Below are 11,951 nucleotides of genomic sequence, written 5' to 3' on the forward strand. Positions count from 1 at the left end.
CTGGCATGCAGGTCGAGGGACTTTCGATCAATCTCGCGACGATCCGCGAGCAATGCGGCTTTGCCGAAGCCGTCGATATCTGCCTGAAGCACGGCATCACTTCGATCGCGCCCTGGCGCGACCAGGTCGCCAGGGCCGGTCTCGATGAAGCCGTGCGCATCGTCAAATCGAACGGCATCAAGCTGACCGGTCTCTGCCGCGGCGGTTTCTTTCCGGCGGCAAATGATGCCGACTGGCAGAAGAACCTCGACGACAACAGACGCGCAATCGACGAGGCGGCCGCGTTTTCCGCCGATTGCCTCGTGCTCGTCGTCGGCGGCCTGCCTGATAGTTCGAAGGATATCGTTGCGGCCCGGAAAATGGTGTTCGACGGTATTGCCGCCGTGCTGCCGCATGCGCGGGCTGCCGGCGTGAAGCTCGCCATCGAACCGTTGCATCCGATGTATGCGGCCGACCGGGCCTGTGTGAACACGCTCGGCCAAGCGCTCGACATGTGCGAACAGCTCGGCGAGGATGTCGGCGTTGCGATCGATGTCTATCATGTCTGGTGGGATCCCGACCTTGCCAACCAAATTGCCCGCGCCGGGCGCATGAACCGCATCTTCGCCCATCACATCTGCGACTGGCTGGTGCCGACCAAGGACATGCTGCTCGACCGCGGCATGATGGGCGATGGCGTCATCGATCTCAAAGGCATAAGACGGATGGTCGAGGCCGCCGGCTTCTTCGGCGCGCAGGAGGTGGAGATCTTTTCGGCCGAAAACTGGTGGAAACGCCCGGCCGACGAGGTGATCGCCACCTGCGTCGAACGGTTCAGAAGCTGTTGCCAGGCCTGATTTCAGTATTCGTTTCATCGCGCATGCAGGAGGATCATTCAATGGAGAAACGCCGTTTTGCCCTGATCGGCACCGGGAACCGCGGCACTACCATGTGGGGCAAGGATCTGCTTGCCGGCTGGCGCGAACATGTTGACCTCACAGCCATCGTCGAGAAGAATTCGCTGCGCGGCGAGCGCGCCCGCAACATGATCGGCAGCAATGCTCCGCTCTATGAAAACATAGATTCCATGCTCGCCGAACAGAAGCCGGATCTGGTCATCGTCTGCACGCCCGACCAGACGCATGACGATATCGTCGTGCGGGCGCTGGAGTCCGGCATCGACGTCATTACCGAAAAGCCGATGACCACCTCGGTCGAGAAAATTCGCCGGATTCTCGACGCCGAAAAGCGCACCGGCCGCCGGGTCGATGTCTCCTTCAACTATCGTTATGCGCCGACCGCCGCCAAGATCAAGGAATTGCTGAATGCCGGCGAAATCGGCCGGGTGACCTCGGTCGACTTCCATTGGTATCTCAACACCAAGCACGGCGCCGACTATTTCCGCCGCTGGCATGCCTATACGGAAAATTCGGGCAGTCTCTTCGTTCACAAAGCTACCCACCATTTCGATCTTCTGAACTGGTATCTCGACAGCGATCCCGAATCCGTCACCTCCTTCGCCGACCTGCAGAACTACGGCCGCAAGGGCCCGTTCCGTGGTCCCCGCTGCAAGCTCTGTCCGCACACGCAGGAATGCGACTACCATCTCGATCTCGAGACTGATCCATTCCTCGATCAGCTCTACGAGGATCCCTCTGAGATTGACGGCTACTTCCGTGACGGCTGCGTCTTCCGTGAGGATATCGACATTCCCGATACGATGGTGGTCTCGCTCCGCTACCGCAACAACGTTCACGTCTCCTATTCGCTGAATACCTTCCAGCCGATCGAAGGCCATCACCTTGCCTTCAACGGCACCAAGGGGCGCATCGAGCTTCGCCAATACGAGGCCCAGCCTTGGGAAGAGCCGAAGGAGGATGCGATCCTGCTCATCCGCAATTTCCCGAATGGCAAGGAAGCGGTGGAACGGATCGTCGTCCCGCATTTTACAGGCGGCCACTACGGCGGCGACGACCGGATGCGCAACATGATCTTCAAGCCCGGCATGGACGACGGCCTCGGCCAGCGCGCCGGCACGCGGGCAGGCGCCATGTCCGTGCTCTGCGGCATCGCCGCGCTGACGAGTTCGCGCACTGGCAAGGTGGTCGACATCGCCGACCTGATGCCCGAGCTTGCCAATGACGGCTCACCGAATTCGCTGAGAACATCGCGCTGATCGCTCGCCACGGCATGCGTCAGGCGATGATTTCAAGATCCTCCCGGCGGATCTGGTAGAATAGCGGCCGACCGGCTGTGAAACGCTCGATCTCATCCGCCGCCATCTTGCCGAGGCGGGCCCGCTCCAACCCGATGGCGCCGGCAATATGCGGCGTCAGAAAGACGTTCGGCAGATCGTAGAAGGCCGAATCCGCCTCCGGGATCTCCGGATCGGTGACGTCGATGACCGCGTCGATACGGCCGGTCTTCAACACCGAGAGCAGGGCGTCTTCATCGATAAGAATGCCGCGCGCCGTGTTGATCAACGTCGCGCCGTCCTTCATCAGCGAAAGCCTCCGCGCATCGATCATATGCTGCGTCGACGGCAGCGAGGGCGCGTGCAAGGAAACGATGTCCGCCTGCCGCATCAAATCATCGAGATCGACCTTTTCGGCTCCGAGGCCGGCCGCTTCCGCAGCATCGAGCGTGGGATCGGACAGCAGCAGCCTGTAGTCGAAGGGCTTCAAGAGCTCGATCACGCGCCGACCGATGCGCGAGGCGCCGATGATGCCAACGGTGCGGCCATAATTTCCGATCGCTTCGCGCTGCATCGGATGGGTCCGGTCGCGGTTGCGATCGGCGACGTAGAGATCCCGGAACCGGAAGGCGCGCTTGCCGGCGAAGATGATAGCGGCAAGCGTGAATTCGGCGACCGGCACCGCATTGGCCTCGGCCGCATGGCTGACCGTTATGCCGGCTGCGAAGACGGCGTCGTCGATGACGCCCTTTACCGTGCCCGCCGCATGGACGATGAGACGAAGCTGCGGCGCGGCGGCGGGAATCTCCGGCCCGATATAAGGCGCCCCCCAGCCGGTAATCAGGATTTCGGCTTCGGCAAGCAGGCGGCTTGCCCGCGCGTCGTCCAGGCGCTGCAGCGGCTCGGCGTCGAGCAGGCGGCCGACGGTGTTGAGCCGGCGTAGGATCTCATCCGGCAGGACATGCTCTGTGCGCAATGGTTGCATGGCAAGGACGATGGCCGGACGGCTCATGGCATCTGTCCCGGCGCTTCGATGGCGCTGACGGTCACGCCCTTTTCCCTGACCAAGGCCTCCAGCACCGCAAGATCCGGCGCTTTCGGCGGTTTCGTCCAGGCGGACGAGACGGCAGCGGGATCGTCGAGCGCCAGCACTGCCGTCACCAGGATGGTCTCGCCGGCCGGAATCTGACCGCGCAATTGCGGCACAATGGTTTTTGCAACGATCACATTGGTGTTGGGCTGCGCCTTCTGGGCGAGCCCGCTGCGCTTGACCGAAGAGCCGAGATCGACAATGCCGGTGAAATCGGCTTCGCCGATCGCATAGGCAGCCCCATCCGAAGCCGACAGCCTGTCCAGCTCGAAATCCCGGCGGCCGATGGCAAAGCCGCCTTCGGCAATACGCAGCGGCCGGCCGGCCCTGATCCGGTGGAGGCGGATATGCCAGGGGGCTTGCGGCACGAGCCAGGTTTCGACGCCGACATCGGGGAAAGGCGACCATTTCGCATAAAGCACATCGTCGGCGAGCCTGGCTTCCTCATTCGTCTCGCGCACCCGATAATGCAGGCCGTCCTCGCTGAAGGCCAACATCGAATCGAAGGCCGCAAGCGCAAAGGCGCGCTCATCGGACTCGACACTGAAGCCGTAGCGGGTCGAATAGGCGAATTTCGCATATTTTTCCGTGCCGAAACGCATCTGCAGGTTTTCCTGACCGGAAGACAGCGCCACGACATCGCCGCCTGTCCGCATGAGCACCATGCCGGGATGACGCTGGGGAACGACCTCGGGCGCCGGCACCGGCGGCTTCTCGCCGGCGGTCCAGAAGGGATGATCCTCTGCGATCGCGAGCGGCAGGAAAGCCTTGAGAGCCCAGTAGGGCGAACCGGCGGAATTGTAGCTCTCCGACATCAGCAAGTTCGGATAGCCGAATCCGATCGACAGCACGCCGTCGCGATCGGCGATCGGCTTATCCCTCCACCAGCGCAGATGCTGCAGGCAGAGATGCTTGACCTCGCCCCAGGGCAGAGCCTCGACATCGGCAAAGGCGAGCGCCGACCAGAATCCGGCACAGGCAAAGCGATAGGTCAGGCTACGGCCGAAGGGGATCGTCGCCCCATCGGCGGCGAACCAATGCCGGAAGTCCCGGGCGAAGAGGACCGCACGCTCGCGGTAGCGTTTTGCATAATCGTCGTCGACGAGCTTCGAATAGATCAGGCCATAAAAATGCATGGCGAAGGGAATGTAATGGTCGATACGCCGCACATTTCCATCGCGATACCAGCCGTCGCCGATATAGAAGCCTTCGAGTTCCTCCAGATATTGCCGCGTCAGGCTGCGGTCGAAATCGACGCCAAGGCGATCGAGCGCGATATCGACGAAGATGCGGAAGAATTTCCAGTTGTTGTCAGCATATTCGAATTGTCTGGCATGCTTGAGATAGGCGACGACATTGCCGCGGGCGCGCGCGTCGAGTGGCTCCCAGATATTTTCCGGTACCAGCGCCAGGGCAAAACCGAGAGCGGCAAGCTCGACCATGCGCTGATCGCGGCCATTGACCGTGCCCCAATATTCCGGATGGGCGGGATCGGTACCGTTTGCGAGACCTTCGGCAAAACGATGCCAATGGGCGAAGTCTCCCTTACCGGCGCCGAGCGGCGCCAATCCCCAGAGCGGCCGGGCGAAGCCTTCGAGATCGGCCGCCGCCCTGTCGAAATGGGCGGCGGCGCCATTGAGCCTGACGCGGGCATTGCCTTTCGAGAAACAGCCAAGCAGCGGGTCGAAAAGGGCGAGCAGGGCCCGGCTCATATCCGCGCGGGTTTCCAGCGGATTGCCGGCAAGCGGGTTGGCGCTGGCGGGATCATAGGTCATCGGCATCTCTCACGGGTTCGGCATTTGGAACGGTCCCTCCCGGGACGGGAACGACCGCCTGGCAGATGTGGCGCGCAGGGGCTGTCCTGTCGCGGAAACGCGACAACATCAGCGACACGGCTTCGCGCCCGAGGGCGGCGCGGTCGACGCGCATGGTGGAAAGCCGCGGATTGGTCATCAGCGCGCAGGGCAGATCGTCGAAGCCGACGATCGCGAAATCCTCCGGCACGCGCAGGCCGGCCTCGTTGGCCGCTTCGAGCACGCCGACCGCGATGAAATCGTTCATGCAGAAGGCAGCGGTGAAGCCGGCATTCTCGGCAAGTGCTGCGAGCGTCAGCTCATGTGCCTCGCGGCTGGCGCTACTCTGGAAGGTCATGGGCAGGAGACGGCCCTCGGCGCCGGGGACGGCGGCGATCGCCGCCTCGAAACCGCGGATACGCTCCCGGATCGTGTGCCGATGCGATCCTGTCAGATGCAGGATGCGACGATGGCCGGCTTTCAAAAGGCGGTGGGTCGCTTCATAGGCACCGAAGAAATTGGCTGGCGAAACGCCGTCGAACTGCATCCGGGGATCGGTGCCGTTGACGAGAACGGTCGGCGTCATGCTGGCTTGCAGCCAGTCGCGCAGCGTCTCGTTCGGATCGATGCCGACGAGAAAGAGGCCTTCGGCGCCGGCGGCCTGCATATAGTCGCGCACCGCATCCGGCGTGGTCCGATCCTCGCGGACCAGCCGGATATCGAAGGGCATGCCGGCATCGGCGGCTCCGGCGCGCAAGCCGTCGACGATCGCTTCATAGAAAATGCTGAGCCCGCCCGTGACGCCGTCGCTCGCAATCAGCGCCAGCCCGCCGGCAACGGTCTCGATGGCAGGCTTGACGGGGTAGCCATGTTCGGCCGCCACCTTCAATATCTGGCGGCGGACGGTCTCGCTGATGCCGGGTTCGTTGGCGAGCACGCGCGACACCGTGGAGACGGAGACGCCGGCCAGAGTGGCTATGTCGGCCTGTCGAGGCCGTCTGGTTTTCGGATCGTTCATGGGGGCAAACACTATGCAAATAATGCAAATTTGCAAGACATTCATTAATTCTTGCAAAGAAAATTTTTTTGCGTAATCTGTCCGTCGAAATGCCCCGGCACGCCGTTGGAGGATGGCAGAGGGCATATTGGGAACAAGGAGGATATCATGCAGGTCAATCGCCGTTCATTCCTGACGGGTTCTGCCGGCGTCGCCGCCGGCCTCGCCTTCGGCGCGGGGAGCGCCATTCCGGCCTTTGCGGAAGACACGCAGCTCAGGGCCATGTGGTGGGGGTCCAACGACCGCGCCAAACGCACGCTCGATGTCGCCAAGCTCTACCAGGCCAAAACACCCGGCGTGACCGTGGTCGGCGAATCGCTTTCCGGCGACGGCTACTGGACGAAGCTCGCGACCCAGATGGCCGGCCGCGCCATCGCTGACGTCTTCCAGCTGGAGCCGAGCACGATCTCGGACTATTCGAAACGCGGCGCCTGCCTGGCGCTCGACGAATTCGTGCCCGCGACGCTGAAGGTCCAGTCCTTCGGCGCCGACATGCTGAAGCTCACCACCGTCGACGGCAAGCTCTACGGCATCGGGCTCGGCCTTAATTCATTCGCGATGTTCTTCGACACCGTCTTCTTCGAAAAAGCCGGGCTGCCGCTGCCGACACCCGACCTCACCTGGGACGAATATGCCAAGCTTGCCGTCGAGCTGACGAAGGCTGGCGGCAAGCAAGGTTTTGCCGGCGGGCCCTATGCCGCGCGCTATGCCTACGTCTTCGACGCCTGGCTGCGGCAGCGCGGCAAGAGCCTCTACAAAGACGGCACCCTCGGCTTTGCCGCCGACGATGCCAAGGAATGGTTCAGCTACTGGGAGGACCTGCGCAAAAAGGGCGGCACGGTCGCCGCCGACGTGCAGACGCTCGACCAGAATACGATCGACACCAATTGCCTGGCGCTCGGCAAATCGGCGATCGGCATGGCTTATTCCAACCAGATGATCGGCTATCAGTTGATCATCAAGAACAAGATCGGCATCACCACGCTGCCGCGCGAGAAGAAGGGCGGGCCGTCCGGCCACTATTATCGTCCCGCGCTGATCTGGAGCATCGGCGCCACGACGAAGAATGGCGAAGCCGCCGCGAAATTCATCGACTTCTTCGTTAACGACGTCGAAGCCGGCAAGATCCTCGGCGTCGAGCGCGGCGTGCCGATGTCCCCGACGGTGCGCGAAGCCATCCTGCCCCAGCTGAATCCGACGGAGCAGGAGACGGTCAAATACGTCAATCTTCTCAAGGATCAGGTCGGTGAGTATCCGGCGCCGGCGCCGATGGGATCGACGCAGTTCGACCAGCGCGTGCTGCGCCCGCTCTGCGACGAAATTGCCTTCGAACGGATCTCGCCCGCCGATGCGGCGACCCGGCTCATCGAAGAGGGCAAGGCGACGATCAAGGGATGATCGGCTGCCTGGCATGAGAGGAGAGGCCCGCAAACCCCGGCGGGCCTCTCCCTTTTCAAAGACGTCAGTTGGCCAGACTTTCGACCACGCGCCAATCCGGCCGGCCGAGATCGAACGGCCATGCATTCACATCCCGGTCGTTGAAGTAGACGACCTCCTGCAGGTTCGGAAAAGCGCTCTGCTTCAGCGTGGCGGTTTCGATCCAGGGCTTCATGTAGGCGTCGCCGCCTTGATAGCCGAGTTCCGCCACCCAGACGGGCTTTCCGTAGCCGGCGACGAGATCATAGCCCTGCTTCAGCGCCTCGGAGAATGTCCGTTGCTTGTTGTAGGCAAGCTCGTCGTAGCGCTGCAGGCCGAAGACCGAGAGCCCGACGACGTCGACATATTTGTCGCCGGGGTAGTAGGCGTCGAGACCGGGCTCCCCCTTCGGCGACCACATGAGCTCCGTGCCGGGCGCCTCCTCGCGGACGATGTCCATCATCCGCTTGTAGGCCGCGATATAGTCCTGCGGGTTCCAGCCGGACCATGAGAACCGCCCGGATTTGTCCTCCATCTCCTGTCCCCAGCGGACGATCACCGGGCTTTTCAGCTGGGATATCATCTGGGCGATCGCACGCATGTTGACATCATAGTCGCCGCGCAGGACCTTTCGACGAAGCTGGTCGGAAGTCAGCCGCCAGTCGACGTCCCAGGACCAAGGCTCCACCGTGATCAGCAGGTTGCGGCCTCTCGCCTGCGCGTAGGCATCGGCGGCCCGCAGCGTTTCCAGGTCGACGTCTTCCCAGGGCAGGAACAGGGCCTCGGTCGCGACATTCGCCTGCGCGCCGAAATCGCCGTTCGGATCGTAGGCGCCGAACTTGATGCCGTCGGCATGCAGGACGGGGCGTTTGTCGATGATCGTCCTGACACTCGCCGCAGGGTTCGGGATCATGCCGGCATATTGCACTTCGCTTTGGCCCGGCAGATCGGCGGCCGACAACAACAGCAGCGCGATTGCGGCGGTCGAGAGGTTTTTTTTCATCAGCTTCTTCATGGCTCACCCTCCTTTTCGGGCGACTTCCTGGCTCAGCAGGACCTGCTTCAGTTCGCGCGCCTTCGCGCTCACGGTGTCCACAGGAATGAGCTTGCGGAATTCGTCATCATCCCGCGCCGTTGCATGGCGGAACACGTACCAATTGCCGTCCGGTTGGCGCCGCTGGTAGATGACCTTGCCGATCTTCTGGTGGCCGAAGCAGGTGCTGGCGCGGCCAGCACCCTCGGCATTCGTCCAGGTGGCGCGCATGCAGAGCTGGCCGAAATCGTCGACCACCCATCTACCTTCGGCGAAAGACTGCTTGCCCTTGTCGTTGGTCCAGGCGACGAACCGCCGGCCGTCATCGAAGAAATGGCCGCCGCCGGTGCCCCAGGTCCAGGTCCTGTCGCCGTAGATCCGATAGAGCTCATAGGCGCTGAGTGGCGTCGGCGCCTTCTTCCCCGCCGCCTCGGCGCCGTGTGCCGCCACAGGCAAGCACAGGCTGAGGGCGAGGGCCGCTCCATATAATCTCGATCCGATACTCATTACATTCTCCTACCCGACACCGCCGGTTCCGCCGGCTCAGACACCTTGTTCATCCCGCCCCGTGCTTCCGAACCCGTTCCATTTCAGGCGGAATTTCGCGATCCTGGTCTTGCCGCCGAGGCCGGCACCGGCCACGGTAAATTGCGATTGGCTGAAACTGACGAGCGTCTGGCCATGGGAAAGGGCCTCGAGGCTGCGCAAGCCATGGCTGCCCGCCTGCATGCCACCGGTCATGCAGATTGCAAATCCGGTAGCCGTCGCAAGCCAAAGCCCGCGCGACTGCGGCAGCAGCGGCAGATCGTTTTCGATGGCATGGCGAAGGACGATCAGCACCGTCAGCGACAGATAGATCGCAAGATTCATCGCGGCGAAGATATAAAAGCCCTGGGCGGCAGCGGCATTGCTGGCGAGCGCCATGGCGACGGTGCAAAGCCCGGCGAGCCCGATATAGGGCGCGATGACCCGCAGCGGCAAAGACCGCTGTTCCTGCCGCCCCTTCGGTGTGATGCGAAAGTCGACGAAGGAGCCGCAGATATGATCGCGCACGGCGGCAAGACTGCCGGCGAGCGACCAAGGCCAGCGCACGAAGATGAAGGCCAGCCCCTCCCAGCCGAACAGTTTCGCGTTGTACGGCCTGAAGGTGCCTGTCGCCCGCCAGAAGAAGGCAAACAGCGTCAGCACGATCGATATCGGCGTGAAATGCAGCAGGAAATCCGGATAGGTGACATCGACGAAAACATGGCCCGTCAGCAGGGCTGCTACCGGCAGCAGGAACATCACGGCCATGAACGCCGAAAAGAGCGGATACCAGAGCTGCGAGAATACGAACTGAAATCTCAGCCGCCAGGGCAGACGCGTGATGTAGCGGCTGGAATATTGCAGCAGGATCATGACGAGGCTGCGCGACCACTGGAATTCCTGGACGACGAGATCGGCGAAGTTCGCAGGCCCGTCGCCATGGGCGATTGCATCGACGGCGTGCACGCCGCGCCAGCCGCCGGCATTCATCATCAGCGTCGTCGAATGGTCTTCGGCAAGCTCGGGGCCGAGGCCGCCGATCTGGCGAAGAGCCGATGTGCGAACCGCATAATGCGAGCCGATGCAAAGCGGCGCCCAGCCGTTGTTGTAGCCCGTCTGCAGCGAACCGTGCAGGCTTGCCTCCGCATAGAGCCTGCCGCGCGCCGCCCAGCTTGCCCCGGCATTGGAGTCGCAGATGCTGGGAGCCGAGACATAGCCGACCTCAGGATCGGCGAAGGGCCGCAGCACTTCGCGGAGATAGGTCGGCGTTGGAACATGATCGGCATCGAACTGGGCGACGAAATCGTAGCGCGCATAGCCGAAATGGTCGTAGAAGTAGGCGAGGTTGCCCTCCTTGCAGCGCGTCCGGCGCGGCCAGGCGGTGCGGTGATACTCGGCAACACCCTTTCGGGTGGAGATCAGCACGCCGTGCTCCGCGCACCAGCGCCTTGTTTCTTCCGACGGATCCTCGTCGGCCAGCCAGACATCGAAATCGACGCCGACCTGGTCGAGCATCGCCTGAAGCGTGGCGCGGACGACGGCGAAAGGCTCGGACGGCGCCTTGGTGACGACCATCGCCACCCGACCCTCCGGCAGGCGTGCCGCGGGACTGACCGTCCTCGCGTCGAGAAAGATTAGGATGAAATAGGCCGGTACGAGCGTGATCCAGGCAACGACGAGGGTGATCAGCACGAAGGCCGTCCAGGAAATGATATGGGCGGATTGGCACCACCAGATCCAGAAATAGCCGAGTGCGGCCAGCCAGCAGAAGATGCCGAGACCATAGACGGCACGCTTCCAGCCGGTGAAGACAGGATCGAAGGTGTCCACAGCAGCGGTTTTCGCCGTCCTGACGCCGCAGCCGATCTGCGAAGTCTCGCTCATGCCCTTACCTCCAGCCCGAAGGTGGGACCGGCGGTGCGGATGATCGTATCGATATCCGAGAGAGCGGGTGCGAAACCGAGTTCCGCCTGCGCCCTTGCCGTATTGGCAAAGAGGATCGGCGGGTCGCCGGCGCGACGGGAGCGATAACGGACGGGAACTTCGCGGCCGGTCGTGCGGTAGATCGCTTCGAGAATCTCACGCACAGAGGTGCCCCGGCCGGAGCCGAGATTGACGCTGAGCGATTCCCCGCCCGCGATCAGATGATTGACGGCGGCAAGGTGCGCCTGCGCGAGATCACTGACATGGACATAATCGCGAACGCAGGTTCCGTCCTCCGTCGCATAATCGGTGCCGAAGACATCGAGCCGGTCCAGTCTGCCGGCGGCAGCGAGAAGGGCGCGCGGAATGAGATGCGTCTCGGGTTGATGACGCTCGGCAAGCTCGCCCTCCGGATCGGCTCCGGCCGCGTTGAAATAACGCAGCGCGGCGAAGCGGATGCCATAGGCGGCCGCAAAATCTTCAAGCGCCATTTCGAAGATCAGCTTGGTGCGGCCATAGGGATTGACCGGCTGCTGCAGGCTTTCCTCCCGTATTGGCAGCGAGTCGGGAATGCCATAGGTGGCGCAGCTGCTCGAAAAGACGATCCGGTCGATATCCTGGTCGAGGCAGGCTTCCAGCAAAATGAGGCTGCCAACGACGTTGTTCCGGTAGTATTTCCTGGGCATTTCAACGGATTCGCCGACATAGGCATTGGCGCCGCAATGGATCACGCATTCGGGGGAAAATTCCGCGAGCGTTCGGCGCAGCGCGACGGCATCGCCAAGTTCGGCCCGAATGAGTGGGCCCCAGCGGACGCTGTCGGCATGTCCGGTAGAGAGATTGTCGTAGGTAACCGGGATCATGCCGGCGCGCGACAGAGCTTTGCAGATATGACTGCCTATGAAACCGGCGCCGCCGGTGACGAGAATGTAGCGGGGCAT

At 62.7% G+C, this 11,951-nt stretch carries 10 protein-coding genes; 3 read left to right on the forward strand and 7 right to left on the reverse strand.

Features of this window, described 5'->3' with window-relative positions; all coding sequences use genetic code 11:
- The first annotated feature begins 5 nt into the window (after positions 1 to 5).
- Positions 6 to 836 carry a sugar phosphate isomerase/epimerase family protein gene (locus tag EFB14_RS22930; RefSeq protein WP_125846754.1) on the forward strand — a complete coding sequence of 277 codons (831 nt, stop codon included), beginning with the start codon at positions 6 to 8 and terminating at the stop codon, positions 834 to 836.
- Positions 837 to 877: 41 nt separating this feature from the next.
- Entirely contained in the window at positions 878 to 2,155 is a 1,278-nt protein-coding gene (locus EFB14_RS22935) for a Gfo/Idh/MocA family protein (protein WP_126828996.1), read from the forward strand.
- A gap of 19 nt (positions 2,156 to 2,174) precedes the next feature.
- On the opposite strand, the gene EFB14_RS22940 is transcribed toward EFB14_RS22935, so the two are convergent.
- From EFB14_RS22940 to EFB14_RS22950, 3 genes are read right to left on the reverse strand one after another with little or no spacing between them, the layout of a single operon-like run.
- Positions 2,175 to 3,185 carry a hydroxyacid dehydrogenase gene (locus tag EFB14_RS22940; RefSeq protein WP_126828997.1) on the reverse strand — a complete coding sequence of 337 codons (1,011 nt, stop codon included), beginning with the start codon at positions 3,183 to 3,185 and terminating at the stop codon, positions 2,175 to 2,177.
- Positions 3,182 to 5,038, reverse strand: a complete 1,857-nt coding sequence (locus tag EFB14_RS22945; protein ID WP_126828998.1) for a DUF2264 domain-containing protein — start codon at positions 5,036 to 5,038, stop codon at positions 3,182 to 3,184. The genes EFB14_RS22940 and EFB14_RS22945 overlap by 4 nt, the downstream gene beginning before the upstream one ends.
- A complete protein-coding gene (locus EFB14_RS22950; RefSeq protein WP_126828999.1) occupies positions 5,028 to 6,074 on the reverse strand; it encodes a LacI family DNA-binding transcriptional regulator in 1,047 nt (348 codons plus the stop codon). The genes EFB14_RS22945 and EFB14_RS22950 overlap by 11 nt, the downstream gene beginning before the upstream one ends.
- 147 nt (positions 6,075 to 6,221) lie before the next feature.
- On the opposite strand from EFB14_RS22950, the gene EFB14_RS22955 reads away from it, so the two are divergent.
- On the forward strand, positions 6,222 to 7,511 hold the full coding sequence (locus EFB14_RS22955; RefSeq protein ID WP_125846759.1) for an ABC transporter substrate-binding protein: 1,290 nt from the start codon (positions 6,222 to 6,224) through the stop codon (positions 7,509 to 7,511).
- Positions 7,512 to 7,575: 64 nt separating this feature from the next.
- Here the strand turns inward: EFB14_RS22955 and EFB14_RS22960 are convergent, their stop codons facing one another.
- Genes EFB14_RS22960 through galE form a run of 4 tightly spaced genes read right to left on the reverse strand, consistent with a single transcriptional unit; the run spans position 7,576 to position 11,951 of the window.
- Positions 7,576 to 8,544, reverse strand: a complete 969-nt coding sequence (locus EFB14_RS22960; protein WP_126829000.1) for a glycoside hydrolase family 26 protein — start codon at positions 8,542 to 8,544, stop codon at positions 7,576 to 7,578.
- A 3-nt stretch (positions 8,545 to 8,547) separates the two neighbouring features.
- Positions 8,548 to 9,069: a DUF995 domain-containing protein gene (locus EFB14_RS22965; RefSeq protein ID WP_126829001.1), complete on the reverse strand. Its 522-nt coding sequence runs from the start codon at positions 9,067 to 9,069 to the stop codon at positions 8,548 to 8,550.
- 36 nt (positions 9,070 to 9,105) lie between these two features.
- Positions 9,106 to 10,971 (reverse strand): glycosyltransferase family 2 protein, encoded by a 1,866-nt coding sequence (locus tag EFB14_RS22970; RefSeq protein WP_126829002.1) that lies wholly within the window; start codon positions 10,969 to 10,971, stop codon positions 9,106 to 9,108.
- Positions 10,968 to 11,951, reverse strand: a complete 984-nt coding sequence (gene galE / locus EFB14_RS22975; protein WP_126829003.1) for a UDP-glucose 4-epimerase GalE — start codon at positions 11,949 to 11,951, stop codon at positions 10,968 to 10,970. Before galE ends, EFB14_RS22970 begins: the two co-directional genes overlap by 4 nt.

Origin of the sequence: Rhizobium fabae (genome assembly GCF_003985135.1) — a bacterium.
GTDB lineage: Bacteria > Pseudomonadota > Alphaproteobacteria > Rhizobiales > Rhizobiaceae > Rhizobium > Rhizobium pisi.

Excerpts from the sequence above, each read along its gene's own strand:
- EFB14_RS22930 (WP_125846754.1), top strand. The coding sequence starts at position 6 with ATGCAGGTCGAGGGACTTTCGATCAATCTCGCGACGATCCGCGAGCAA.
- EFB14_RS22935 (WP_126828996.1), top strand. The coding sequence starts at position 878 with ATGGAGAAACGCCGTTTTGCCCTGATCGGCACCGGGAACCGCGGCACT.
- EFB14_RS22940 (WP_126828997.1), bottom strand. The coding sequence starts at position 3,185 with ATGAGCCGTCCGGCCATCGTCCTTGCCATGCAACCATTGCGCACAGAG.
- EFB14_RS22945 (WP_126828998.1), bottom strand. The coding sequence starts at position 5,038 with ATGACCTATGATCCCGCCAGCGCCAACCCGCTTGCCGGCAATCCGCTG.
- EFB14_RS22950 (WP_126828999.1), bottom strand. The coding sequence starts at position 6,074 with ATGAACGATCCGAAAACCAGACGGCCTCGACAGGCCGACATAGCCACT.
- EFB14_RS22955 (WP_125846759.1), top strand. The coding sequence starts at position 6,222 with ATGCAGGTCAATCGCCGTTCATTCCTGACGGGTTCTGCCGGCGTCGCC.
- EFB14_RS22960 (WP_126829000.1), bottom strand. The coding sequence starts at position 8,544 with ATGAAGAAGCTGATGAAAAAAAACCTCTCGACCGCCGCAATCGCGCTG.
- EFB14_RS22965 (WP_126829001.1), bottom strand. The coding sequence starts at position 9,069 with ATGAGTATCGGATCGAGATTATATGGAGCGGCCCTCGCCCTCAGCCTG.
- EFB14_RS22970 (WP_126829002.1), bottom strand. The coding sequence starts at position 10,971 with ATGAGCGAGACTTCGCAGATCGGCTGCGGCGTCAGGACGGCGAAAACC.
- galE (WP_126829003.1), bottom strand. The coding sequence starts at position 11,951 with ATGCCCCGCTACATTCTCGTCACCGGCGGCGCCGGTTTCATAGGCAGT.